Source organism: Oxynema mangrovii CENA135, assembly GCF_016632315.1.
In the GTDB taxonomy this organism is placed as follows: Bacteria; Cyanobacteriota; Cyanobacteriia; order Cyanobacteriales; family Laspinemataceae; genus Oxynema; species Oxynema aestuarii.
In genome coordinates this window covers 867,020-891,591 of the sequence record NZ_JAEOXH010000003.1, presented here as the reverse complement: position 1 = coordinate 891,591, position 24,572 = coordinate 867,020, and the positions used below count along the sequence as shown (strand labels likewise).

General features: G+C 52.4%; 24 protein-coding genes. 7 read left to right on the top strand and 17 right to left on the bottom strand.

What is annotated here, in order from left to right:
• From JJD41_RS23190 to JJD41_RS23170, 5 genes are all read right to left on the bottom strand, one after another.
• Positions 1-584: hypothetical protein (locus JJD41_RS23190; RefSeq protein WP_200669990.1), on the bottom strand; the 584-nt coding region annotated here is incomplete at its 3' end.
• Positions 585-941: 357 nt separating this feature from the next.
• Positions 942-2,282 (bottom strand): AAA family ATPase, encoded by a 1,341-nt coding sequence (locus JJD41_RS23185; RefSeq protein WP_200669989.1) that lies wholly within the window; start codon positions 2,280-2,282, stop codon positions 942-944.
• Positions 2,283-2,441: 159 nt separating this feature from the next.
• Positions 2,442-3,152, bottom strand: coding sequence for a thiaminase II (gene tenA, locus JJD41_RS23180; protein ID WP_200669988.1), 711 nt, complete (start codon positions 3,150-3,152; stop codon positions 2,442-2,444).
• 17 nt (positions 3,153-3,169) lie between these two features.
• Positions 3,170-3,973, bottom strand: a complete 804-nt coding sequence (locus JJD41_RS23175; protein WP_200669984.1) for an LmeA family phospholipid-binding protein — start codon at positions 3,971-3,973, stop codon at positions 3,170-3,172.
• 121 nt (positions 3,974-4,094) lie between these two features.
• On the bottom strand, positions 4,095-5,672 hold the full coding sequence (locus tag JJD41_RS23170) for a photosystem II high light acclimation radical SAM protein (RefSeq protein ID WP_200669982.1): 1,578 nt from the start codon (positions 5,670-5,672) through the stop codon (positions 4,095-4,097).
• 490 nt (positions 5,673-6,162) lie between these two features.
• On the opposite strand from JJD41_RS23170, the gene JJD41_RS23165 reads away from it, so the two are divergent.
• The 4 genes from JJD41_RS23165 to JJD41_RS23150 all read left to right on the top strand — a co-directional run bounded on the left by JJD41_RS23165 (position 6,163) and on the right by JJD41_RS23150 (position 8,566).
• Positions 6,163-6,555 carry a DUF1830 domain-containing protein gene (locus JJD41_RS23165; RefSeq protein ID WP_200669980.1) on the top strand — a complete coding sequence of 131 codons (393 nt, stop codon included), beginning with the start codon at positions 6,163-6,165 and terminating at the stop codon, positions 6,553-6,555.
• 134 nt (positions 6,556-6,689) lie between these two features.
• A complete protein-coding gene (locus JJD41_RS23160; RefSeq protein WP_200669978.1) occupies positions 6,690-7,124 on the top strand; it encodes a DUF4079 domain-containing protein in 435 nt (144 codons plus the stop codon).
• Between the two features lie 48 nt (positions 7,125-7,172).
• A complete protein-coding gene (locus JJD41_RS23155) occupies positions 7,173-7,763 on the top strand; it encodes a hypothetical protein (RefSeq protein WP_234489080.1) in 591 nt (196 codons plus the stop codon).
• Between the two features lie 32 nt (positions 7,764-7,795).
• Positions 7,796-8,566 carry an ABC transporter ATP-binding protein gene (locus tag JJD41_RS23150; RefSeq protein WP_200669974.1) on the top strand — a complete coding sequence of 257 codons (771 nt, stop codon included), beginning with the start codon at positions 7,796-7,798 and terminating at the stop codon, positions 8,564-8,566.
• A gap of 26 nt (positions 8,567-8,592) precedes the next feature.
• Here JJD41_RS23150 and JJD41_RS23145 read toward each other — a convergent pair whose 3' ends face one another.
• A complete protein-coding gene (locus JJD41_RS23145) occupies positions 8,593-9,399 on the bottom strand; it encodes a response regulator transcription factor (RefSeq protein ID WP_200669958.1) in 807 nt (268 codons plus the stop codon).
• A 67-nt stretch (positions 9,400-9,466) separates the two neighbouring features.
• Between JJD41_RS23145 and JJD41_RS23140 the strand changes: the two genes are divergently transcribed.
• Together JJD41_RS23140 and JJD41_RS23135 are read left to right on the top strand one after the other, a co-directional pair.
• Complete coding sequence (locus tag JJD41_RS23140; RefSeq protein WP_200669955.1) at positions 9,467-9,634, top strand: hypothetical protein; 168 nt, start codon at positions 9,467-9,469, stop codon at positions 9,632-9,634.
• A 606-nt stretch (positions 9,635-10,240) separates the two neighbouring features.
• Complete coding sequence (locus tag JJD41_RS23135) at positions 10,241-10,492, top strand: DUF6761 family protein (RefSeq protein WP_168571191.1); 252 nt, start codon at positions 10,241-10,243, stop codon at positions 10,490-10,492.
• A 272-nt stretch (positions 10,493-10,764) separates the two neighbouring features.
• Here JJD41_RS23135 and grxD read toward each other — a convergent pair whose 3' ends face one another.
• From grxD to JJD41_RS23115, 4 genes are all read right to left on the bottom strand, one after another.
• The gene (grxD, locus tag JJD41_RS23130) at positions 10,765-11,088 is read right to left on the bottom strand and encodes a Grx4 family monothiol glutaredoxin (protein ID WP_200669954.1); all 324 of its coding nucleotides are present in this window, start codon (positions 11,086-11,088) and stop codon (positions 10,765-10,767) included.
• 90 nt (positions 11,089-11,178) lie between these two features.
• On the bottom strand, positions 11,179-11,439 hold the full coding sequence (locus JJD41_RS23125; RefSeq protein WP_200669952.1) for a BolA family protein: 261 nt from the start codon (positions 11,437-11,439) through the stop codon (positions 11,179-11,181).
• Positions 11,440-11,894: 455 nt separating this feature from the next.
• Complete coding sequence (locus tag JJD41_RS23120; protein ID WP_200669944.1) at positions 11,895-13,160, bottom strand: RNA-guided endonuclease InsQ/TnpB family protein; 1,266 nt, start codon at positions 13,158-13,160, stop codon at positions 11,895-11,897.
• Positions 13,161-13,584: 424 nt separating this feature from the next.
• A complete protein-coding gene (locus tag JJD41_RS23115; RefSeq protein ID WP_234489079.1) occupies positions 13,585-14,235 on the bottom strand; it encodes a hypothetical protein in 651 nt (216 codons plus the stop codon).
• A gap of 306 nt (positions 14,236-14,541) precedes the next feature.
• Here JJD41_RS23115 and JJD41_RS23110 point away from each other — a divergent pair, with 306 nt between their 5' ends.
• Positions 14,542-16,707 carry a S8 family serine peptidase gene (locus JJD41_RS23110; RefSeq protein WP_200669943.1) on the top strand — a complete coding sequence of 722 codons (2,166 nt, stop codon included), beginning with the start codon at positions 14,542-14,544 and terminating at the stop codon, positions 16,705-16,707.
• A gap of 25 nt (positions 16,708-16,732) precedes the next feature.
• On the opposite strand, the gene JJD41_RS23105 is transcribed toward JJD41_RS23110, so the two are convergent.
• The 7 genes from JJD41_RS23105 to JJD41_RS23075 all read right to left on the bottom strand — a co-directional run bounded on the left by JJD41_RS23105 (position 16,733) and on the right by JJD41_RS23075 (position 24,368).
• A complete protein-coding gene (locus JJD41_RS23105) occupies positions 16,733-17,458 on the bottom strand; it encodes a lysophospholipid acyltransferase family protein (protein WP_200669942.1) in 726 nt (241 codons plus the stop codon).
• Positions 17,459-17,581: 123 nt separating this feature from the next.
• Positions 17,582-18,073 (bottom strand): tRNA adenosine(34) deaminase TadA, encoded by a 492-nt coding sequence (gene tadA, locus JJD41_RS23100; protein WP_200669941.1) that lies wholly within the window; start codon positions 18,071-18,073, stop codon positions 17,582-17,584.
• 111 nt (positions 18,074-18,184) lie between these two features.
• Positions 18,185-18,601 carry a thiol-disulfide oxidoreductase DCC family protein gene (locus JJD41_RS23095; protein WP_200669940.1) on the bottom strand — a complete coding sequence of 139 codons (417 nt, stop codon included), beginning with the start codon at positions 18,599-18,601 and terminating at the stop codon, positions 18,185-18,187.
• 58 nt (positions 18,602-18,659) lie between these two features.
• Positions 18,660-18,977 carry a glutaredoxin 3 gene (gene grxC / locus JJD41_RS23090; RefSeq protein WP_200669939.1) on the bottom strand — a complete coding sequence of 106 codons (318 nt, stop codon included), beginning with the start codon at positions 18,975-18,977 and terminating at the stop codon, positions 18,660-18,662.
• Positions 18,978-19,275: 298 nt separating this feature from the next.
• Positions 19,276-19,791 carry a mechanosensitive ion channel family protein gene (locus JJD41_RS23085; protein ID WP_234489077.1) on the bottom strand — a complete coding sequence of 172 codons (516 nt, stop codon included), beginning with the start codon at positions 19,789-19,791 and terminating at the stop codon, positions 19,276-19,278.
• Positions 19,792-19,947: 156 nt separating this feature from the next.
• A complete protein-coding gene (locus JJD41_RS23080; RefSeq protein WP_200669937.1) occupies positions 19,948-22,560 on the bottom strand; it encodes a CHAT domain-containing protein in 2,613 nt (870 codons plus the stop codon).
• Positions 22,512-24,368, bottom strand: a complete 1,857-nt coding sequence (locus tag JJD41_RS23075) for a ShlB/FhaC/HecB family hemolysin secretion/activation protein (protein ID WP_200669936.1) — start codon at positions 24,366-24,368, stop codon at positions 22,512-22,514. The genes JJD41_RS23080 and JJD41_RS23075 overlap by 49 nt, the downstream gene beginning before the upstream one ends.
• Between the last annotated feature and the right edge of the window lie 204 nt (positions 24,369-24,572).

Genomic DNA, 24,572 nt, shown 5'->3' with positions numbered 1-24,572 from the left:
GCAAAGTTGATTTCTTGTTGTTCGACGGGACTAAAAATTTCCTCGGGGGACATCAATTCCCCGCCTTCAATGATGATTTTAAACCCTTTTTCTCCTCGATCTTTTAAAAATTGCAACAGGCGATCGTCGCTCATCAAAAAATTGAGACTAATTCCCCAATTTTTAAAATCTTTAATGACCCGAGTAAACTGTTTAGAAACCTCGTTATTGACCCAAATAATGACAGGGAATGCAAAGTTTTGCCGAAACTGTTCTCGCGCGTGATTGGTAGCACTTAAAATTGATTCAATTTCTGTCAGTTCTTCCAATCCATAAACCATGACCGCTTTAGCAGGAGTTTCGGCGATCGCCCTCGCGATCGGACTGTACAGATCGGCGATCGGGTTTTCTAGAGGAATTTCGAGAATAGGAAAAGGGGATTTTTCCTGCAAGCGGCGGATCGATTGCTGTCGAAAGTCCCTGAAGTTGCAGCGCGCAAAAATTAGAGCAAATTCTCCCTCAGATAACTCTAGAGTATTAATAATTTGATCTAGAATTTGTTCGCTGTTGGGGTCGAGTGTCCCTGCATTGTGTGCGGTGTCCATGGTTTTTTATACAGCACTCGGGCATCTTATGAGGTACAGTGCCGATCCCCTTCTATCCCCCCCAACCCCCCTTTGAAAGGGGGGCGAAGGAGGGTTAGGGGGGAAGGAGGAAAGTAGGGGTTTGGTAACCCAACCCCTACCTGGCGAGGGGGATTTAGGGGAATCTAGAGGAAAGTTCCCCTTTTTAAGGGGGATTTAGGGGGATCTAGAGGAAAGTCACCCTTTTTAAGGGGGATTTAGGGGGATCTAAATGTCTTGCATAGCAGAGGAAAATGCTATATGGAAGTTTGGGGTGAGTTTAATCCCCCCAGTTGCCGTTGAGAAAGGGGGCTTTTGAAAAGGAAACTTTGGGAAATTTTATGTGAGTTCGGGGGCGCCTTCTAAGAGGGGATTGAGATCGAACCAGCGACCGAATTCGTTGGTTCGATATTCAAAAACGAATAAACTCCTTAAAAGGATTTGATATTGATCTTCTCCGGTCACTTTTTTAGTTTGCGAGACTTTTTTAAGTAACTCCCATTCCAGTTCGGTAATTGCCAGCATCAGGTCATCTCGTTCTTGACGAATGGCAATTTCGAGGCGATCGCGGGTAATCGGTAATTGCTTGCTTTGTTGCAAACAGCGAAATAACAAACTGAGTAAATTTCGCACGTGACCGCCACTGATACGACAGAGGAGATCGAGGGTTTCGGGACGGTCAACAACCTCGGTGATGCGATCGCGCCGTTCTTTTGGCGACAGTTTGGGAAAAGCGCGGGCTAAAATCGCCTGTCTTAATAATTCTAACCCTTTTTCACAGTTTTGACCGTCGGCTAACTTCACCGGAACCATCGGTAAGACCATCGGCGCATTACCTCCCCCCAAACGCTGTTTTAATGCTTCCCGTTCGTTAGAAAACATCAACACGAGGGGGATGGTATAAACTACATGACATTTTAATTCCTTTAACTGTTCTCCTCGGGTAATAAATAAATATTCAACAGCACTTTTATCATCCGGTCGTTTGCGATTATCTACGCGATCGAGGCTGTCGATAATAATGACCAGTCCTTCTTTTCCTTGCTTGTGTAATTGAACGTTAGCAGGTTGGATTAAATCGCCGTTAATTGCTTGTAGTAAGGTATTCGTTTTCGGTTCTAAATAGTCGCGCAGGCGATCGCGCACTTGCGGACTATCTTTAGTTTTGGCGACAATTTTACCCAGGTTCATTTTAGCGCCAAGAAAAGAAATTTCTGGATTAAACTCCATTTCCGCTTTCAGTTCGATGGGGGTGAGCAGAAACTGCACGCATTGTTCTAAAAGCTCGTTAAAATAACCGGGTTTGAGGTCGAGGCTTTGCTGTTCTAAAGTATCGAGAACTTTTTGGGCGATCGCCAGCAAAACATCGGTGACGTCCACATCTCCCATTTCCAACTCGTCACGGGTGTCGATATAAACGACAACAAAACCTTGTTTTTCTAGCTCGAATTTTAAGCGCAATAACTCGGTCGATTTACCGCAACCAATATGTCCGGTGAAAAGCTGACAAGTCGGATCTGGAGAAAGGAGGGAGATCGTTTCTCCGAGTTGTTCGACAATATCTGAGCCTCTGACGGAAGTAAAATCAATGTAATAATCTCTATCCTCGGGTCTCTCAATCCAGATGGTTTTGCTGGGATTGCAGGCGCGAAAAAAGCGTTTAAACTCGTTTCTATCCATGATGTGATTTCCATCATTGGGGATGGGCGATCGGATGGCGCCGGGATAGCACCTTTTCAAAGTTTGGCTCGATCGTATTCTACTTTTGAGAAATTGTCTCGGGAAATGTAACATTTATTCGCTTCCGGGGGCGCAACCAGAACACCCCCGGTACAAACATTAAGAAATTTCCGGTTTCCAGGCTTCTAAAGTCCACGCCATTTCCCAAAACATCCACTCGTAGCGACTGCTAATTGTGAAAATTTCATCGAGACGGCGGAACGTTTTCTCATCCTCGGGGGTGATGCGATTGAGGGTAGTCCGCAACCACGTTCCGACTTCTTCAAAGCTGGGATCGGCGTAGGTTTGAATCCAATTGCGATAGGGATGGTCGGCGGGCGGGTCGCCGAGGCTCACAAAGTGCTTGCCGATTTCGGCATAAATCCAGGCACAGGGGAGAGTGGCGGTGATAATTTCGGGTAAAGTACCGTTGTTAACGACGCTCAATAGATGTCTTGTATAAGCGTAATTGGTCGGAGCGAGGGGGGTTGCCTCCATTTGTGCGATCGTCAAACCGAACTCGCGGGCGAAGGTTTCGTGCAGTTCCCGTTCGACGCGGATGGTGTCGAGGGCGAGTTGGCACATTTTTTCCATGACGGCGGGTTCGTCGCTGGCGATCGCCCCGGCGGCGAAAATTTTGGTGAGTTGTTCGAGAAAACGGGCATCTTGAAGGATGTAAAACTCGAAGTTTTCCCGAGGTAAGCTGCCATTCCCCAAGGCTTCGACAAAGGGATGGTCGAACTGTCGTTCCCAGATCGATCTGCTGTTTTGGAAAAGGCGATCGCACAACGTCCCGGGTTCGGCGCCGACGCGCTTGGAAAGGTCTAGCATAGTTGCAACTGAAGGATTTAGGGTGAATGGGTCGCGATCGATCTTACAAAAAGAACGGTTTCGAGGCGATCGCCCGCGATCTGTACCCGAATCGCCCGCGCCTGAATCCCCCGATCTGCGGCCCGATCGAGGTTGAAGCGACGGGCGACGGCGTTTAATCCGCGCACGAATTGCCCGGGGGCCGGGCGATCGTTGACTAATACTTGCGGTTCTCTTAACTCTAATTGCCGTCCGTCGATCCATCTAAACCCGGTTTTAATCGTCAGTTTGAGGCGATCGCTGTAGCCTTTTTCGGCGAGTTGGGTCTCGAAAACAATTCGATTATTTTCTAATAGCTCAATTTGCGGATCGACGAGGGTATAACGGCTGGCATTTTGTCGCAGTAAGGGGGAATCAAAAATTTCAGTGGCTACAGTTTGCAGGGTATTCAAAAACTCGGGCGATCGCAAAGCCCGATTGAGGTCGGTTTCCGTTAACACTAAATGGATGGCGGCGATCGCGGGGCGTTGCAAACTCTCCACGGCGCGATCGCGCGATCCCCGGCGCAATTTCTCTAAATCGACGGCGATCGGATCGGTTTCGATGTCTAAGGTATCGATTCTTAAATCTGGCAAAACGTACAATCCCCGACCCGCCAAACGAAACCGATCGATCTTGCCTCGAATCACTTGATAGTTTGGGGTATTGTCGATTCTTACTTCTAAGACTTCCACCCCGTGGAGGCGATCGCGCAATTGGCGTTCGATGACGGTATCGGACACCGTATTAACGGGGGAAATAACTGTTAATAAGCTTGAAAATAAAATTGTTAAAAATTCCACAGCTTTTTATAAAATTGCCTATAGAAACCCGGCAATGTCGTGTCCCCACGTTCACTGCCGGGCAACTAGTAATGAATGACGAACTGGTTCGCCAAGTTCAGAAACGAGATCCCTCCACCCGTTACGAACTGGCACCGACTAAAGACTTTTTAGCCGTGTCAATCGGAGCCGACAAAGCCGCTTCTAAGTCCCCGCAACCGAGACGTTCTTCTAAAATATCCATCACTTCTCGCCCGAAATCGTTGGGATTGCGCCGCCATGCTTCGAGGCAAACTTCGCCGAAGAAAGAGCCGAGAGGTTCGGGATTCCACAGCAATTTGCGGGCGGTCCACGGCATCAAACTCATGGGATTGTAACCGGGTTTGAGAATATCGTTATCGAAGGCGTATTCTTCGAGATGGGTGTGGGGTTGTAAGCCGATGAAAAAGATGGCGGGTTCGACTTTATCGGCGCCAAAAATGCGTTCGAGTTCGCGATGATAGGCGATCGTTTGGCGGATCGTCTCGAAGGTTTCGTCGATGACGTTGAAGGAGTAATTAACGGAAACGAGGTCGTTAAATCCGGCAGCTTTGAGGTCGCGGCAGTTTTCTAAAACCGTTCGGAGGTTGTAACCCATTCGCATTTTGCGAACGAGTTCTTGAGAACCACTGGTGATGCCGATTTCAAAGTAATTCATCCCGGTTTTAACCATAAGATCGCACAGTTCGGGAGTGAGGTTATCGGCGCGAATGTAGGCGGCCCAGTGAATATCTTTCATCCCGGAAGCGAGGATTTTTTGCAATAGTTCGATCGCGTCGTCGATGAATTTACGGGCGGGGATAAATTGGGCGTCGGTAAACCAGAAGTTGCGAATGCCGCGATCGTAGAGTTGCCGCATTTCGGCGACGACTTCATCGGCGGGATTGATGCGAACTTGTTTACCTTCGATGACGGTATAAATGCAGTAGCAGCAGTTATGGGGACAGCCGCGTTTGGTTTGGACGCCGATGTAAAAGTCGCTTTCTTGCAGGTAATAGTTGAAGGCGGGCCAGATGGTTTCGATGTAGTCGTAGTTGCACGCGGTTTTCTCGAAGTCGGTCGGTTTTTCGTGGATCATGCGATCGCGCGGTTCGGTTTGACCGACGATATAACAGCGTTCGTCGTCGAGGGAATCGCCGCGCAGCAGTTTTTCGAGGAGGGCTTCTCCTTCGCCGACGGAGACGATCGTTCCGTCGGGTAAGCTTTTGCCGAGTTGTTCGTAGAAAACACTGACGGCGCCGCCGCCAACTACGGCGCGGGCGTCGGGATTGTAGGTTTTCGACCGTTTTAAGCCGCGTTTAATTAAGCCGAGGTTGCGCCACAGTTCCGTATAGTAAGCAGTGGTAATTCGCAAGCCGCCGAGGGCTCCCCGAAGTTTGACGAAGGGATTGCGGGCGTAATAGAACTCGAAGGCGTATTGCAAGGGGTTGCCGCCGCGTCCGCCCACGGGGGCGTAAATTTGAATGTCACGCCAGGAGAAGATGAGTAAGCTCGGTTTGAACTCGTCGATCGCGCGATCGAGGGCGCTGGCGAAGTCGAGGGGTGGGATCGTTCCCAGGTCGAAGATCTGTTGTTCGACGTCGGGAAAGAGTTTGTGAATGCGATCGGCGAGGTAGACGACTCCGATGGGGAAGATCGGATTGCACGGGAGGCGGACGTAAAGGATGCGATCGGTATTCATCTGAGTTGGAGAGGTTAGGGTGTTCGGTGCGTTAAGTTTTCTGAAAAGTTTTTCATATAACTTCACGATATCATTCCTGTCTGGGATCTGCATCGGTGGCGCGCGGCGAACGCGATCGCGTTCTTCTTTTTAACGGGGAGGTTGAGGGAAATGGGCTAAAAGTCGTGTTATTCATGCACGAATTAACCGAAGAGTTCGATCGCCCCTCCCGGCTGGATAGGGCGATCGGTTAATTGCATTGATTGAGGTGGAAACCACGGCAGTTAGGACCGCGATCGTGGGGCGATCGCGGCGGGCGCCGAATAACGATTCTGGCTGGAGCGGGTCGGGGGTTTTAAAAAAATCTTAAATTATCCATCAACTTATTTTTAAGTCGAACAGTTGAAGAGATTTTTTCAGTTGGTAGTCGCCTTTACAGCCAGCCGGGATCGGGGAGTGTTAGGGTAAAAAATGTAATAAATCGTTTTAGGTGCAAAACTCCTTAATCGTCATGGCACAAATTCTCGATCCCCTCCCGTCTGGCCGTTCTGGTCGTATTCTGTGCTGCTACGTGAATGCAACGAGCAAAATTCAGATTGCTCGTATCAGCAATATCCCAAATTGGTATTTTGAGCGAGTTGTGTTTCCCGGACAACGGTTAGTTTTTGAAGCTTTTTCAGAAGCCCTTTTAGAAATTCATACGGGTATGATGGCGAGTGCAATTTTATCGGATAAAATCCCTTGCACGCGCTTGCGAATTGCAGACAATGACCCGTCGGGATCGGAGGACTCTGGCGACCCAGTCGAGGCACCAGCGCACCAAGAACCCAGACGGGAGAGCTATGACCAACGTCCGGCGATTACCGATCCACTCGCGGTAGCCGCTTTAACGACGATTGCATAAAATAAAACTTTTCTAATGTTTTCATAAGAGGTGGCGGTCCGGCAGCGATCGCCACCTCCTACTATGATGGAGATCGTGGAAAGGGTGCGGGTCGTACCCGCTTGTTGGGATGGAAACCATCTAAGTCGTAAGTTGTGGATTTACCGTCATTTCTTTGGTTGTGGAAAATTGCCGCGTGGTCGATGGGTTTGACGATCGCCGCTTACCTGGTTTTAGCGACAACGGGATGGTTCGTTTTTAGAGCGAGAAAAGCTCGCCGCCGCCGCGTTTTACTCAAATCGATCCATCAAACCGTCGGCGTGGCGATCGTCGGTTTAGTATTACTGTTATTGGCGATCGGGATTGTCGGAACTCTCGGTTATTACGGTTCTTTAGGTCATTCTTCGCATCTGGTTGCCGGGTTGAGTACAGTAGTGCTCGTCTTACTCTCGGCGTGGAGTTCCACTCAAATCGAGCCCAGGCGTACGTGGGCCCGAACCGTTCATGTCAGCACGAATGTCACCCTGTTTTTCGTGCTGGCGTGGGTCTCGTGGACTGGGTGGTCCGTGGTTCAGAAATACCTGCCGTGAATTTTGCGATTCTCATTTAACATAAGAAGGGTATTTTTTTTGTAAAGTTTGGTTAAGCCAGTGATACAACGCGATCGCCTCCAAGGGGACTTGACCTTTCCCCGCACGTTTCGGATTTCTCCTTTAATTCGCCTGACCCTCGGCAGTCTCTATTTGGCGTTAACGTTGCCCTTGCCGTTTTTGGCGCGAGCGACCGAGGCGCCCGTCCCAGCGAGTGGGTTGGGGTTGGGGATCGCCTTGGGAGCGATCGCCCTCTACGCCGCCTTGAGCGATCGCGCCACGGTTACCGAAGAGGCGATCGAAGTGAGTTATCCGGCGTGGGTGCCGCGTCTGTTCCGTAAAGGTTGGCGCTTGCGTTGGGACGAGGTCGCCGATCTCAAAGCGCGCACCACAGGTCAGGGGGGCTTGGTCTACTATTTTCTGAGCCAATCGGGACAGCGCTACTTACTGCCGATGCGGGTGGCGGGATTTGCCCAGTTGGCGCGCGCGGTGGAGGCGAAAACCGGGATCGATACGGCAGACGTGAAGCCGTTGTCGCAACCGTGGATGTATTTTATCCTGCTGGGACTGACGGTGTTGCTGCTGTTTCTCGATGGTTGGACGATCGCCACCGCGATCGCGTCGGAGCCTATCCTATAATTTAGGTATATGGAAGTTGAGAACTATCTCCCGTGTCCGAGTCTTCTCTATTAAAGCTCGAAAGCGTCAGCGTCCGCACCAAGTTAGGGTCGAGTTATTTACTCAAAAATATTTCCTTCGAGATCGACGGTCCCGAGGACGGCGATCGACCGTTACCCCGAGTGGCGATCGTCGGATCCAACGGCTCGGGGAAAACGACCTTATTGCGAATCCTCAACCGCTCCATCTCTCCGAGTGAGGGAACCGTTTATCTCGAAGGTCGTCCGGCCCGCGAGGTCGATCCCCTGCAATGGCGTCAGGACGTGGTGTTAGTGTTGCAAGAGGCGAAACTGTTGGGAATGACGGCGCGCGAGGCGATCGCCTATCCCTTGAAATTACGCAAGCTGGAGCGATCGCACATTCAGCAAAGAATGACCACCTGGATCGAGCGCCTCGAAATCCCCAACGAATGGCTCGATCGCGGGGAAACCCAACTTTCCGGAGGTCAGCGCCAATCGATCGCCCTCTGTCGCGCCTTAGTCCTCCAGCCGAAAATCTTACTCTTAGACGAACCGACCAGTGCCTTGGATAACAAGCGCACGGCTGAAATCTTGACCCTCCTCAAAACCCTTTCCGATACGGGTCAAACCACGACCGTCGTCGTCAACCATCAATTAGAATTTGTCGAACAATTTTGCGATCGCCTGCTCTACCTGCACGAGGGCGAGCTTCGCAGCGATCTCGACAGCAGCCAAGTAGATTGGTCTGCCATCCGAGGGCAACTTCTCGAAGCCAAGATCGAGTCGGACCGCGAGTGGAACTAGCGATCCCCACGGTCGATCGCACGGGGTTAGCGCGCCTCGCTGACCCCGACCTGGGATAAATGACGCAAGGTTAATTTTTTGCGCGACGAGACCTCTCCATGATGTTGTCCGTTATGTTGGTTGGCTTTCCCGTTGCTGTTAATCATCTCCACATTGAAACGGTAGCCCACATTGCGAACGGTTTGAATCAAACTCGGTTGGCGCGGGTCCGTTTCAATTTTTTTGCGTAAAGAGAGAACGTGAGTGTCGATCGTGCGGGGATTGTCAATGGCATCGGGCCAAGCTCTGCGTAACAGTTCCGGGCGACTCATGGGCACGCCCCCCGCTTGAGCGAGGACGTAGAGCAGGCTAAATTCTTGAGGGGTCAAGTCGATCGATTCGTGTTTGAGGCGAACGCGACGCTGAACCAAATCAATTTGTAAATCGCCGTAGTCTAAAGCGGCGGGAGGGGTCATCCGTCGGTAACGGCGCACCATCGCTTCGATCCGAGCCAGAAACTCTTGCATTCCAAAAGGTTTGCGTAAGTAGTCGTCAGCTCCGGCTTTCAAGCCTTCGACGATATCGGCTTCCGTATTGCGCGCCGACAGGATCAAGATCATCGACGGTTGCTGTCCTTGCAGCCATCGGCAGAATTCGACCCCATCGCCGTCGGGCAGTTCGGAATCCAAAATCACCAGCGTCGGCTGGCGATTGCAGACGAGCTCGCGCCCGTGGCGCAGGTCGGCGGCTTGATGGACGCCATAGCCAACTTGCTGTAAGTGCCACGCTAACAGCGATCGTAGATGAGGATTGCCCTCGATAATTAAAATACTAATCGATCCAACCACCAGCATTTTGTAGCATCACCAGCCCCATTCGTTCGGCGAAAGGGGAATCGACGCTACCCTCCTTTTGCAGTTCTTGAACAACGGACAGGATGACCTGCGGCTCCTGCTTCAATTGGTGCTGTCGGGCTTTCTCGCCGCATCGAGAATCCCCGTGGGGGGAGAAGGGCGATCGCTCGCCACGGCCCGCAGACTGCACTCGATCTCCAACTTCGCACTTCGAGCGATCGCCCTCGGTGCTTAAGTTTGCTGAAGTTCGAGCTAGTGAGATTTAGGTTAACAGAGCTTTTGTCAAGGTTTTGTAACTTCCGCTACCCAAAATAACACTCTTATGCTAGGGAAATGCGAAGACAGCCCCAAAACCGATCGGCTCCGACGATCGCCCTTCCCGACGAGTGAGTAGGGCGATCGCTTGGAGAGAGATTGGCTTATAGGTAAAATGTAAACAGAATCGGCATCCAAGACGGTTCTGCTCGAACAATTTTGAATTCAATCCGATCTAAATTGTTTTCCATCGCCATCGATCCCGGTACCCCGGGGCGATCGTCCTCCCGCCTCCAACCGCCGGGGATCGATGCGCCCCCTGGGAAATCGCCGATCGAAAACGAACAATTTGGACGGCGATCGCGTCAGTTAATCTCAAAAAGGCGACCCTTAGAGGATTTTCCCCCATCGAACCACACTCTCAATCTCAATGGCTTCGCTATACTACTAAAGAATGTTGAAACGAGAATGTTGAAACGCCTGATTATATCCACAATTGAAATTGTTCGCTGAGGATTCGCCTTAGTGTACGGGTAAATTCCTACAACCGTTGTATTTTGCATTTACCGACTTTGAGGACAAAACCATGCTTCAGGATGCCACGACAATCCGCCACTACCAGAAGTTAACCGATTCTCTCGTCGATTTGTGGAATCGAGGGTATCGCTTTGACGATCTGAGGCTCTATGTGGATGGATATATCACTGCATTGCGCCAAACGAACACGATCGAGCCGTATCTCGTTCACAGATTGGAAGAAGAACTCGCTCGTTTCATCTACGATCCGTCCAACTTCGAGGCGGTTCCCCAACCGCAACCGGAAACGGGTTACTATTGACGGCTTGAATCTAGCTCGTTCGGCCTAAAACACCCATCCACAGCACGGAGACGAAACCCAAGCGTACCGGATTCGCTGCTGTGGATTTTTACGATCTATCTACGATAGAGCGATCGCCTCGGCAGAACTGTCATCGCCGATACATTCGAGCCGCGATCGCGGAAAAAAAGGCAAAAAAAGGAGCGGCGATCGCCTTTTTGTGCAGCAAAAAGCCCCTCGGCGTGCAGAAAACAACGATCCGAAGGGCTAGTTTCGCTCAAAACACTCGGCAATTAAGAAGCGAGAGCCACTTCCACCATTTGCGGCAATTCGCCACTTTGATAAAGCTCGATAATAATATCAGAACCGCCGACAAACTCGCCATTAATGTAAACTTGCGGGATCGTCGGCCAGTTAGAATACTCCTTAATTCCCTGGCGAATTTCGTAATCTTCGAGAACGTCAAAGGTTTCAAAAGGAACGCCGAGGGTGTTAAAGATTTGGACGACGTTATTCGAGAAACCGCATTGGGGCATTAACTTGTTGCCCTTCATGAAGATGGCGATTTTGCTGCCGTTGATAAAGCTTTCGATGCGTTCTTTGAGTTCTGGAGTCATGATCGTGATTAAAATTGCGCTGTCGTCTGAAAAAGCGGTCGGTGGATCTGCGAAAATCCCACGCCAGTTTTAGTGTATCGTTCCCCGAGTTCAAGCGGCGCCGTGGGCGGCAGCCCAGGCTTTCGGGGTATACGTTTTCATCGTTAAGGCGTGGATGGCTTCAGAAGAAAGGGCGTCTTTCAATGCCCCATAAACAAGCTGGTGTTGCTTGACCAGACTTTGGCCTTCAAAAGCAGAAGAGACAACGATCACTTGGTAGTGATCCCGGGTTCCAGTTAAATCTTCCACTTGAACCACCGCATCGACTAATTGAGCTTCGAGGGTGTTTTTAACTTGTTCGGGGCTGACCATTGCTACTCCTGGGGATAGGGTGTGCCTCTGACATCCTGCCGACACTGATGCTTCGCATACAGCGCGGGGTTCCCAAGCTAACCACTGCCCTTTCAAGCAAGCCCTACTCAGGTCCGATATGGTTATGTCCTATCCGAGCGCACTAGAAGATCGCTGGCTATCTAGATACTCGCTTACGGATAGCTCTCTGGGCGTTTTCTCCATTTCGGGAGAGGTTCGGGTATGCCCTACCCTACCTGCCTTACGGCATAAATTCGGTTTTTCATCGAGCCGAGTTACGGCTGACCGAGCTGTTTTGAGAGCGATCGCTACAAGAATGCCCTTTACAATTACTATTTTCCGTTCGAGAGTGCTGCATTGTTTCAGCAGAATTTTTACGGGTAGAACGCGAGCTTTCTCGCGGATTCAGGTCAAATCTGAATGACTGTGACATCCTCCCGACGCTGAATCAAAGATTACAGCGCGGGCTTCCCAGCCTCACGATTGGGTATTCCTGCCCCACGCCACTTATCTAGGTCATAGACCCCCGACAGACCGACTTGACAGGCGGTTTCCCTTCCCCAGAGTCCCTGGGATACTACATTCTCTAGTCCACGATCCAAAACCATCTCTGCTGCGGCATGGTCACGATGCGTTCGATACCCACACTCAGGACAATGATGCTCTCTGACTTCCAACCCCTTGCTCACCGTAGCAAGGCAGTTGGGACAGGTTTGACTGGTGCCGTTGGGGTTGACTTTAGCAAAGTACACTCCCCGTTTCCAGCATACCCATTCCGTCAGAGACAGAAATTGTCCAAAGGCAGCATCTACACAATCTTTTCGCAACATCCCTCGCGTCAAGCCTTTGACGTTGAGGTCTTCTGCAAAGATAGTTTGCGCCCGGTCGCAAAGCTGATGAGCCGTTTTCAGATGGAAATCTCTGCGACGGTTCGCAATCCGATGGTGCATTCTAGCCACTTCGATTTGTGCCTTCTCCCAGTTTTGAGAACCCTTCTGTTTTCGTGATGCTCTGCGTTGCAGCAATTTCAGCTTACCTTGCATCGACTTCAAAAACTGGGGTCGCTCTTGGAAAGAGCGATCGGAAGCGGTCAAGAATCGCTCCAATCCCAGGTCAATCCCAATCGCCCGACCGTGAACTGGAGCATCGGGAACCGATATATCCGATTCAATCGTGACGACAACATACCATTGCGTCCCCCGTATCCTGGACAGTACCCTTACCTGTTTCACCTTGAACCCGTTAGGTATCGGTCGATGCAGGTTAATGGGTACTTCCCCAATCTTTGGCAACTTGATTGTGAAGCCATTGATGGGATTGTTCTTGAACTGGGGAAACACAAAGGATTTGAATTGACCGAATTTTTTGAAACGAGGGAATCCACGTCCCCGTTTCACAAATGCTTCCCAGGTATCGTGCAGTTTGCGAATTGTGGTCTGCAACACCTGAGAATGCACCTTACCCAGATGCGGGAATTGCTTCTTCGCTTTGGGCAGATTGTTCTGCTGACGATGGTAAGACGGAAACGGTTCATCGGCAGGAATGATGTATTCCTTTTCCAACGAGCATCGGTCTACCTGACACTTACGCGAAGCAATCCAGTCTTTGAGTTCGCGCAAAGCGTAGTTATATACGCCTGGGCACGTCTCCATCCACTCCAACAGTTCAGTTTGCTGGGTGGTGTCTGGATCGATTCGGTAAGTGTAGTTCATGGTCAGCATGACTATAATTTACCAAAGGATATAGCTGCGGGTAAATACTTGTCTCATCCCCATCGTAGGGCTTGGCCCTTCCCGTAGGGTGGGGATGAGACCAGCTCGGGGAGTCCATGGATCGCGACGCTGATGCTTCGCATACAGCGCGGGACTTATAGCTCCCCGAACCCCTCAAAAGTTAATTTATCATTTAGGGACGATCGCCGATCGCCCCGACCGGAGGATCGCCCGGGGATCGCGACTGCCTCGACGGGAGAGAAGGGCGCCGCAGTGCGAGGTGCTCTCTACGGCTGAGCCTTTGCCTACAAGCTCGTCAAATCGGGGCGATCGGGCGATCGCCGCTCCCTCGCACAGGCCCCCTCGGCGAGGGCGATTCGCAAAAATCGCGAACCCAATCCCCAATCGGATTGATAGCTGCGATTGGAAAGATTTAATTTGAAGAGGTCGGTTGCTGGGGATAGGGAGAATCCACAAATCCGAGTTCGAGCAACTGTTGGTACGCTTGTTGTCCTAAGTCGCGGGTCGGTTGCTGACTTTGAATAATTTGAATTAACAACGGAACCGCTAATTCCGGTTGATTTTGGGCGCGATGGACCAACGCCAACTGAAACGTAGCGCGATCGCGCATTTGTGCCGTTTCTAATGCCTTCGTGCGTTGGGCTGACGAAATCCGGTTATCGATCCCGTTGAAACTCGAAGCGAGTTGCTGGTGAAAATTAGAAAGCTGATTGAAGATTTCCCGCGATTGCTGGAGCTTTTGAATCGCCAGGGTGTAATCTTGTTGGGCGACAGCATCCCCAGCTTCGCTCATCAACCGTTCTCCGGCTTCGACACTGAGTAGGGTGTTGTCTTGAGCCAGGGGGCGCAAGTTATTCGGATCCTCGATTTCCGGTTCGCTATTCGCCGCGCTGGGGGTCGAATTGTTCGATCCGGCAGGGGCTTGAATGCGATCGAAACTGTCCGGTTCCGAGGCTTCTTGAGCGGAGGCGATCGCCCCTGGCAGCAGGAGAAGCGCCGTTAACAAGGGTAAAGAGAACCACCCCGTCATGCGAGTTGGGTTGAGCTGGAAAGCAGATCCCATAGAGTACCTTGGCGTGTGTGGAGAAAACACAATAGCGAGAAACGTAAAGTATCTTAACATTGCTAGGTCTCAAGTCAGTTCTTATCCCCAAAAACTTACCAGAGGCGTGGATGGAGATTTTAGATTTTAGATTTTAGATTGGAGGAATCGGGGATAGCGACGGGTCACTCCTGGGAGGGGATCGACGTAAATCCTTGTAGTTTGTTCGCCAAGGGCGGCGATCGCCCGATCTATCTTTATTTTTTCCAGAGCCGCCATGCAAAACTGGATAAAAAGTGGCAGATATGGAGATATGGAGTCAAGCTCATGAGCGATCCTGTCAATCCGTCCGATCGCGTCCGTACTGACTGGCACGGGATCGGCGTCAACGACCGCGACCTCGGCACGATCCTGCAGCGCGGTGGCGAAGAATTAATCTTACTCAAACTCGGGGATAGGTTTACCGCCTCCCCCGCCGATCCCGAGGCGCCGCGAACCTGGATCGAGCGAGTCGGCGCTACCCCCGTCCAACGAGTTCCCAACACCCCCCTCGAAGAATTCACCACCGACCCCGACAACTTAGACCGCGCCATGCAACAAGCGCGAGACTTGCCCGAAATTGCCTTTGTCAGCCACGTCTACCGGGTGGAAAACAATCCGGGAAGCTGGGTTTACCTGACCGACGAACTCACGATCCAATTTGCCCAAGATGTGGATACCGAGCGCGTCGCGGCGATCGTGGCGGCGGTCGGCGTGCAAGTTCAACGGCCCTTAACCGGGATTCCCAACACCTTTATCTGTAAAGTCAGCCGGGACGCCACCGAAAACCCGGTCAAAATTGCCAATCGGCTGATGCGCGACGAGGGCGTACTCACCGCCGAACCGAACATCTCGATCGCCTCGGTCCACCACTACCAACCCAAAGACCCCCTCTATTCCCAACAGTGGTATCTCTTCAATCGGGGTGGGTCGGCCCTGTCCCCAGAAGCCCACATCGACATTGAAAAAGCCTGGGACATTACCCGAGGAATTCGATCGGTCGTCGTCGCCGTCGCCGACGACTCGATCGACCTCAACCACCCCGATTTTCAAGGACCGGGCAAGATCGTCGCCCCGCGAGACTTCAAAGACCGCGATTTTCTGCCCCTTCCCGAACAACAGTCCGACAATCACGGAACCGGGTGCGCCGGAGTCGCCGTCGCCGAAGAAACTGGGGAGGGAGTGGTCGGCGTCGCCCCCGGTTGCGCCTTGATGCCCCTTCGCACCACGGGTTATCTCGACGACGACGCGATCGAGCAGTTGTTCGATTGGGCGATCCAAAAAGGGGCCGCCGTGATTTCCTGTAGCTGGGGACCGTCCGCCGTATACTTTCCCCTCTCCTTGCGCCAGCGCGCCGTCATCACCCGCGCCGCCACCGAAGGACGCAACGGTAAAGGCTGTGTCATCGTGTTCGCGGCGGGGAATGCCAATCGCCCGATTGACGGTACGGTGAACGAACGGGGATGGCCCAAGGACGTGTTGAGCGGTCCGACTCAGTGGCTCAACGGTTTCGCGATTCACCCGGACGCGATCGCCGTTTCCGCCTCCACCTCGCTCAATAAAAAAGCCGCCTATAGTAATTGGGGAAAAAGTATTTGCGTGTGCGCGCCGAGTAATAACGCGCCGCCGGGAATGTGGCTCCCCGAAACTGGCCCGGTGGCGACGCCGCCGGAAATTCGCCACAGTATGCCCGGTTTGGGGGTGTTTACCACCGATCGCGTCGGCATGGCCGGATACGACCAAACCGACTATACCGGGTATTTTGGCGGCACGTCGAGCGCCTGTCCGGTGGTGGCGGGGGTGGCGGCGTTGGTGCTGTCGGTCAATCCCGATTTGACGGCGGCCCAGGTCAAGCAGATTTTGCAACAGAGTGCGGATAAAATTGTCGATCGCGATACGGATCCCCAGTTAGGGCACTGTCTCGGCTGTTACGACGACGACGGTCATTCCGACTGGTTCGGTTACGGCAAAGTCAATGCGTATAAAGCGGTACGGACGGCCCAGCGCTTGTTCGCTCAGTCGTTTGCGGGAACGCGACAAGTCCACGGACAAAATAACCGCCGGGTGGAGATTCCCGACGGGGTGACCGGACAAGAACGGGGGTTTTCTCTCAATTGGTTCGGCGATCGCGATCGCGCCGGAGTGACCAGCGAAATTGCCATCGACGAGAACAGTGTCGTCCGCGATTTGCGGGTCAGAGTGGCGATCGAGCATAGTTTTGCCGGGGATTTGGAATTGTATTTAACGGCCCCGGACGGTCAAACGGTGCAGTTACAGGACCGAACCCTCGGCAATCCGGGGAAAGTCGATCGCCGCTATTCCTTGGAAACTACGCCGACGTTGAGAAAACTCTGCAATCGAAGTGCGAAGGGAGTCTGGAAGTTATGGGCGATCGATTGCGTTCCCGGGGATACGGGATGGATCGATCGCTGGGAGTTGACTCTTACGGTTTGACGCGCCCCGCCGAGGCGGTTGAGGATTACGCCGCCTGGGCTTCTAAAGCGCTCGGATCGCCTCGTTCCAAGGCTTCTAGAGCGCTTTGCAGGTGCGATCGCAACTGTTCGGCCCCGCGCTTGTTCCCCGCGCCGACATACTCGGCGACGCGAAGGGGATCGCCGATCCGAATCTCGACATCGCACCCCCACGAGGGAAACGGATCGCTGTAGTGTAGCGAAATCGGCACGATCTGGACGCCGAGATCCGCTTGACTCGCTTCTGCTTGCACGGCGAGACGGGTCAACCCCGGTTTGAGGCGGTGGAGTTGACCGTCGCGGAAGATATTCCCTTCGGGAAAAATCACCAGCATTTGGCGATCGTGCAGCAATTCGATTCCGTGGCGCAAACTGGCAATTCCCGGATTTTCCGTGTCGATGGGAAACCCCCCCAATCGCCGGATAAACCAGCCTTGCACTCCTTTAACTTCATTGGCGGTGACCATGTAGCGCAAATCCCGTCCGGTCACGTGGCGTCCGGTCGCATAGGCTACCAGGATCGGGTCCCAACGCGATCGGTGGGTGGGGGCCAGCACGATCGGGCCGTCGCTGGGAAGGCGGTCTCGTCCGCGAACGGCGATCGTCCCAAAGTAGGCGGGAAGGACGAGGAAGCGTCCCAAGGGATAGACGAGGCGACCCAACCAGGGATCGATTTTCGAGTCGATGTTGTCGAGTTCGAGGGCGGTTTGTGGACTGGGGGAAAAGAAAAGCATGATGATGGGGAAGATCGAAACAGTCGGCTATGTGCGAACGCAGGCATCGAGACACATGATTTTGAGTGTAGCGGCGATCGCCCCTCTCCGACCCTAGGGATCGGACAGTTGTTCGACTGGCGCTTAACGCTTCCCGGTTTTACGGGCGCGACGGCTCGCAAACCAGCTTTGTAATTGCTCCCTACAGTCTCGTTCGGCAATTCCGGCCAGAACTTCCAAATGATGGAAACAACAGGCACTATCGGGCAAATTGGCTGCGGTACGGATGGCTCCTGCTTTGGGGTCGTCTGCCCCGTAAACGAGCAGTTTGAGCCGGGATTGGGCGATCGCCGCCGCGCACATCGGACAGGGTTCGAGGGTGACGTAGAGGGTACAATCATTTAAGTGCCAATTTTGCAACACTTTTCCCGCTTCGCGCAACGCTACCATTTCCGCATGGGCGGTGGGGTCGCAGTCCCGTTCCCGTCGATTTTCCCCCCGCGCGATCGCCTCTCCTTCTTTATTAAGAATCAGGGCGCCGACGGGAATTTCTCCCGCTTTTCCCGCCCGTTCGGCGAGGGTTAACGCCTGTTGCATCCACTGGCGATGGAAGGAATAAGGGCGATCGCAAATCATGGGAATTTTAGATTTTGGATTTTAGATTTTTGGATCGTTTGACGGTCGAACTTCATCGATTCAAGTCGATGAAACATGCCTGTCAATCGATTGATTCTCAAATGGAATAACCTAGAGATCGTCCGATCGACAAGTGGAACAATCCGCCGGATAGGGCGATCGGTAGGTCTGCGATCGCTTCCCAAAAAGAGTATAGCGGCGATCGCGAACTTGCTCGTAAAGGCGATCGCCCGTCCATTTCAACCCGGGAAGCGATCGATATGCCGTCACGAACCCTTCGCCACCGGGTAATAATCGCCCAATTTCTTCGGCTGCATCGCTTCCCTGCCACCGTTTTTCTAACCGATCTCCATCGATTAAAATCATCCCCAATTCGCAATCCTCTGGGGTGATTTGCAACCCTTGCAAACTCCGTTCGTCTTGCATGGGAATATAGCGAAAGCGATCGCCTTTATCCAAAGATTCCAACAATTGTACTAAGTTGGAACATAAATTGCAATTGCCATCGTAAATCACAATATAAGTCACGATCTTTAATCGGTAATAGAGATCGAAAACGCCAATCGACAATAGAGATTGTCTGAAATCAAACCGTTGCTTCCGCCGTTAACAAAGGATCGAGTTGACCTTGACTATCCAATGCGTAAAGATCGTCACAACCGCCGATATGGCGATCGTTAATAAAAACTTGGGGAACTGTACGCCGTCCGTTCGCCCGTTCGGCCATTTTAACCCGCGCCGCCCCATCTCCGTCGATTTTATACTCGATAAAGTTAACCCCTTTCCAAGACAGCAGTAGTTTGGCGCGAATGCAATAGGGACAAGTTTGCCAGGTGTAAATTTCCACCTTGGCTTTGATATTTTCTGGATGACGACCGAACAAACGATTAATCAATTGCATCATGGTTTTAATCTAGGTTGTATTATGGCGATCGCCATTCCGATCCGGATTGTCTAAACTATTCCTACAGAAGCAGGACGTCATCAATTGACGATCTTGTTAGAGGATCGAGATTCGATCGATACTTGTTATCAAGTTAGTCTGGAATATTCTAGCGTTTTTTTCAAGGTTTTGTAAATCAATCCCCCTCCTCAATCGTTTGAATCTGAGATCGATCTGGTCATCGACCTTGAAAGGACACGGAATTGCCCTGTTTTAGGACAACGCATAAACTCGATCCCATCTCTGGTTTCAATTCATCCTATTTAGTAATAATTTTGACTCCTTCTTCGCCGATGACGCAAATCGTATGGGTAAACAAAAAAGAATTGGGGATTAAAATTCTTTTTTCTTTATCTTTTAACGTGGTATAGCGCAAGTCGATTTCGGTAACCGTTCCTTCAAAGTTGGAAACAGAAATGCGATCGCCTCGCCGGAAAGGGCGATAAATTAAAATCAACGAACCAGCAACTAAATTAGATAGAATATCTTTTAACGCCAAACCGACGGCAAATCCAGTCAATCCCAAACCAGCCACGATCGCCGAAATATCAATCCCTAATGTTCCCAAGGCGGTAATCGTGCCAAAAATGAGAATCACTGCACTAGTAATTTGTTGGATTAATTTAAGGGCGTCGGGATTTAATTGGCTATTGCGCGCCAGAGGACGCATCAATCTTTTTAAAAGATAGCTGGAAAACCAAAAAACTAAAAAGATCGCCAGACTGGCGGCAAGTGTAGGAAGAAAGAGAATAATTTGACGAATCAGTTCAGTCAAGATCGAGTTGAGGTTAAAATACAAGTCGAATCAGAGGCGATCGCCCACTGTTTTGATGAGGCGCATCATCCAGATATAAAATAGCAAAAAAACCTCAATTTGTCATGATTTTTTAATCTCTATCTTGCTGCCTTTTATCACCTATAGTTTCTTCCCTTACAACCAATTTCCTACCAAAACATACGGCCCCCAATAAATCGGGTGTTGATATTCGGGAATCTTCAATAAATTAATTTGAGCTTGTCGTAACGCTTCGGCTTTGGTCAGGCTAGAACGGTTCAGTTGGCGGTAAAATTCGACCATTAAAGGAGCGGTAGCGGCATCGTCGATATACCATAAAGTAGCGAGGGTACTGCGCGCCCCGGCTTTAATGGCAATTCCTGCCAAACCGAGGGCGGCGCGACTGTCTCCACTGGCGGTTTCACAGGCACTGAGAACGAGTAATTCGATCGCCTCGTCGCTGCTGCTAGTCCGTTCGCGAACCCGCAATAAGTTATCGAATTCGTTGACATTAATGCGCTCGTCCCAAGCGAGAATAAATGTATCTTCCGCTTGAGAACTAAATTGGCCGTGAGTGGCAATATGGACGATTTCAAATGGAGTTTTGAGGAGACTTTCTCGCAGTTGAGATCGGGTAAAGTTTTCGTTGAGTAAGAGAAGTCCGGGCAGGGTTTGATGGATTTCCCGGATTTCGGTTTTGACGTAAGGAAGGGCGGAAAACCCCGATCGCGCTTCGCTGATTCCGGCGGTGAGGGCTTTTAAGTTCGACTGTTTTAAAGGATTGGGTTTGAGAATTTGCAAGCCGGGAGTGAGGGCGATCGCGTAATTTTCGATCAGGAACTGTTCGCCGTCGTAGAGGGTTGACATGGGAATGTTACGGAACAAGCCGTCGGGGACGAATACGAGGGTTTGAACGTCGGCGGCGGCAAGTTCGGCGGCGATCGGTTCGATCAGCCATTGATAGACTTGATTGCCGTATTGTAAATAATTAAAAGAGCTACGTTTGACTAAACTTTGACGCAGTTGGATCAGGGTTTGTTCGACTTCAGATTTAGGAACGGCGTGGCTGAAGTGACGCAAAGGTTGCCCGGGAAGGGAGACGATCGTATGCAGGCGGTCGTCTAAAATGAGGGGATAAAAAATACTGGCGTGGGGGTCTACGCGATCGATTTCCACGGGTTGGGTGTCGAGACAAGCATCGCGAAAGAAGTTGTCGAGTTCGGCAAGTTGGAGGGCTTCGACGACTTTGAGAGCCTGACGCAGACGATCTTGAGTGGGTTGACGATCGCCCTCACTTTGTAGCAAGATACCGAGGAGTTCGCGGTAAACGGGTTCGACGCGATCGCGGAAGGAAAACTGCACTTCGCGATTGACGGTGACCAAATCGTAACGAATGGCTTGCAGGGATTTCACCGCTTCGCTGTAGGCGACGATCGCCCGTTCCCGGTGGTCGTCGGCGATCGCGAGGCGTCCGAGTTGCCACTGCCACCGATAGGCGATATCGGCGGCATCGATTTGCTGCGCTAAGAGCAATGCGCGCTCGGTGAGCTGCCGCGCGTCGGCAATTTGACCATTTTGCTCGTAAAGATGGCCGAGGCTGCCTAAAGCGTGGGAAAGGGCGCGTTTGTCTTGCAGGTGTTGGGCGGTTTGCACGGCGTCGGCGAACAGGCGGGCGATGGCTTCTTGGGTTGGGGGGGTTCGCGTAGGGTCTCCCAAGGAAAACTGCCCTTCGGAGGCGGCCAATTCGCTCAAACTTTGGGCGAAATTAATCTGGGCGTATACCTGAGACCGTCCTGGGGACAGGCGATCGAGCTGTGCGGGAAGGCGATCGACGGTCTCGGAGACGATCGCTTGTGCTTGCGCGTCGCCCCCTTCTAACCGACGGATGGCGATCGCGAGGGCATTGAGATCGGCTTCGACGGCGACGAGATCGCTGGTGGCGGCGGCGTCTCGGTAAGCTTGCAATGCCGCGATTTCATCTTCGTCGGCGCGGGCGGTATTGCCCAAATCGAGCAGGATTTGGCCGATGCGATCGCGGCGCTGCGCGCCGGACAATTGTCGGGCGAGGCTCAAACTGCTTTGCAAGACTTGGCGCGATCGCTCCAAATCGCCGACCAAGCGCAAAGCATTGCCCAAAGCGCGCAAACTCTCACTTCTCAAGGCGAGGTCCGGTTCGCTACCGAGCCGATTGTGGAGGGCTTCGAGGCGATCGCGCGATCGCCGATAAAAGCCCAATCCCTGCAACGCTTGAGCCAGGGAGATTTCGACGCGATCGGCAGCGCGACGATCGCCCGCTTCGCGGTAGGCGACGATCGCCGCTTCCCAGGTGTCCGCAGCGCGTTCGAGTTGTCCCCGGTCGAACTCCAAATGACCGCGCGCGTTGAGCGCTTGCGCCAGAACCCGCGTTCGCGCTTCCGGGGGGATTTCACCGGAATTGACCAGGCTCAAACTGCGGGCGATCGCCATTTCGGCGCGCTTCCATTCCCCTAATTGGCGCCAGGTCGTCCCTAAATTACTCAGGGCGATCGCGACGGGGGTCGGATCGCGACGGTCTGCATTCGATCTCGCCGCCTCTTGCCACACTTCCACCGCTTGCTGAAATTGCCCGCGATCGTAAAACTGCCGTCCCCGTTCGATCCATCCCGGGTTCGCCGGATCCGACGCCGACCCACGGAGACTCAAAGGCCCCGCGATCGCCAGCGCACAAAGGAATCCGAGCATTAAAAAGGATTGGAAATGACGGAAAAATAAATGCCGTTTTCTTGCCACGTTCGATCTCTAGAATTGATATCGACCAGTGGAACCCCCCAATCCACACGAGCGCGTAATTTATCGCTCAACTGCAATTGCAATCCCATCCCTACCGACACTAACGTATTGGAATCCGGGTTTTCCTGACCGTCGGAATTCCACGCCGTGCCGACATCGACAAAGGGCGCCAGATGTACCATAAATTCTCGCCCTCGGGTGCGGTAAAGCGGAAGGCGCACTTCTGCGGAGGCAAAGGCACCGTTATCGGCGAGCAAGGCATCTTGACGGTAGCCGCGCACGCTTTCAAAGCCGCCTAAGCCGAATTGTTCCAGGGGCACGAGGGCTTCCGGACTCAGTTGCACGTCACCGCGCAGCAACATGGTCGCGGCTCCGCGCGGATCCCCCGTTTGTCCGCCGAGTACCCGCAGCCACTGTACCTGTCCGCGCCACGTCAAAAAGCGGCTGTCCGGTTCGGAACTGTTGACCGTGGCGTCAAACCAACCGACGCCGAGACTGAACTGCGATCGCGCCGCCAACACTTGGCGGGAACTGCGTTCGGTCCATTCTTGGAAAAACCGTAACGCCGAAATCCGCGTTTCGCCGTCGTCGTCGGCCCCGGGAGAGAGGGGAAAATCGACGCCGAGGAGGGAGGTTTGACTCGATCGCCGGGCGGCGGTCAAGCCGAGGGCAAATTCTCGGGTCGGGGTTTCTAAAAACGGTTGGCGCAAGGTGACTTCGCTGGTGCGCGATTTGGCTTCGATATCGACGCGATCGAATGGCGGCTCGATAATTTCGCTCGACGTGCGACTGTGGGAAAAGTTGAGGGTGCCATTGCGCGAGTTAATCGGGAAGGTATAGTCGAAATCCCACTGGTCGCTGCCTTCCGTGCGCGCGTAAGCGGCTCCAAAGGCATCGCCAAACCCGAATAAGTTACCGTGATTGAGGTTAATTTCTTGCCGGAAGGTGCCGACACTCGGCGATCGCCCGTTATCGATTTTGAACTCGGCCCCGAAGGCGCGCGCTTCTTCGATCTGCACTTCGAGCAGGTTTTCCCCGGTGCGCGTCCCGGCGGACAGTTCCGCCGATAAATTTTCGATCAGGGGGTTGAGTTGCAGCAGTTGCAAGGCTTCGAGGAGTTCTTCGATGTTGACGGGTTTTTGAGCGGCCCGTTGCAAACGAGAACGGATGTAGTTGGGACTGAGACGATTGGTTCCACTCACTTGGATCTCTTCGAGTCCGCCTTCGACCACTTGGATTTTGACGATCCCGTTTTCCAAGGTTTGGGGCGGAATTAAGGCCCCAGTGGTGATGTAACCCCGCTCGTTGTAATATTCGGTGACTGCCGAACGCGCTTGCAACAGTTCCGCAAACGATAAGGGGCGATTGATAAAGCTGGAAAGCAGATCTTCTAATTCTTCGTCGCTGAAAATCGTGCTACCGACTACCTCGAAGCCATCGACTTCGATCGTCGTGGGAATCTCTCCCGTCGCATCCGGCGCCGCGTCCGGATCGGAGGGGGATAGGCTGGGCGGTCGCAACAGTTCTTCCGGCGGCGGTAACAGTGGCGGTTGTTCCGGTAAGGGTTCGGAGGGGGGTAGGGGATTGGGAATGTCCGTCGGTACGTTTTGGGCGATCGCCCGCTCCACCGAGGTTCCCGATGCTACCAACATGATGAGGAGTGAGAAAAGAGAGGACGGCTTACGTAAAGGATGGCGCCCGTTTTCTAAGTTCAAACCGATCCGGTTTAAGGATCGATCCCCGGTTTCGGTTGGGCTTTGCCGCCGCCGAACTAGAAAGGTCGCCAAAAACTGTTGAGTTGGAAACATCTTAATTTAGTACACTCAAGCAAATGAGTTGGATCGGGTTGGCAAATTCAATTGGTAGATTGGTTCGCTCCAATTTTATGCATCTGCACCCAGCAATTCACTCTATTTTAGGTCTCGATTCCCTGGTTAAAGACAACAATTATTGAAAATTCAAATATGGGGTTTCTCAAGTCTCAGTCCGGATCGTTTTTTTCTATTTCATCA

Bases quoted from the DNA above. Each gene is read 5' to 3' on its own strand.
- JJD41_RS23185 (WP_200669989.1), bottom strand. From the start codon at position 2,282: ATGGATAGAAACGAGTTTAAACGCTTTTTTCGCGCCTGCAATCCCAGC.
- tenA (WP_200669988.1), bottom strand. From the start codon at position 3,152: ATGCTAGACCTTTCCAAGCGCGTCGGCGCCGAACCCGGGACGTTGTGC.
- JJD41_RS23170 (WP_200669982.1), bottom strand. From the start codon at position 5,672: ATGAATACCGATCGCATCCTTTACGTCCGCCTCCCGTGCAATCCGATC.
- JJD41_RS23165 (WP_200669980.1), top strand. From the start codon at position 6,163: ATGGCACAAATTCTCGATCCCCTCCCGTCTGGCCGTTCTGGTCGTATT.
- JJD41_RS23145 (WP_200669958.1), bottom strand. From the start codon at position 9,399: ATGCTGGTGGTTGGATCGATTAGTATTTTAATTATCGAGGGCAATCCT.
- JJD41_RS23135 (WP_168571191.1), top strand. From the start codon at position 10,241: ATGCTTCAGGATGCCACGACAATCCGCCACTACCAGAAGTTAACCGAT.
- grxD (WP_200669954.1), bottom strand. From the start codon at position 11,088: ATGACTCCAGAACTCAAAGAACGCATCGAAAGCTTTATCAACGGCAGC.
- JJD41_RS23125 (WP_200669952.1), bottom strand. From the start codon at position 11,439: ATGGTCAGCCCCGAACAAGTTAAAAACACCCTCGAAGCTCAATTAGTC.
- JJD41_RS23120 (WP_200669944.1), bottom strand. From the start codon at position 13,160: ATGCTGACCATGAACTACACTTACCGAATCGATCCAGACACCACCCAG.
- JJD41_RS23115 (WP_234489079.1), bottom strand. From the start codon at position 14,235: ATGGGATCTGCTTTCCAGCTCAACCCAACTCGCATGACGGGGTGGTTC.
- JJD41_RS23110 (WP_200669943.1), top strand. From the start codon at position 14,542: ATGAGCGATCCTGTCAATCCGTCCGATCGCGTCCGTACTGACTGGCAC.
- JJD41_RS23105 (WP_200669942.1), bottom strand. From the start codon at position 17,458: ATGCTTTTCTTTTCCCCCAGTCCACAAACCGCCCTCGAACTCGACAAC.
- tadA (WP_200669941.1), bottom strand. From the start codon at position 18,073: ATGATTTGCGATCGCCCTTATTCCTTCCATCGCCAGTGGATGCAACAG.
- grxC (WP_200669939.1), bottom strand. From the start codon at position 18,977: ATGATGCAATTGATTAATCGTTTGTTCGGTCGTCATCCAGAAAATATC.
- JJD41_RS23075 (WP_200669936.1), bottom strand. From the start codon at position 24,368: ATGTTTCCAACTCAACAGTTTTTGGCGACCTTTCTAGTTCGGCGGCGG.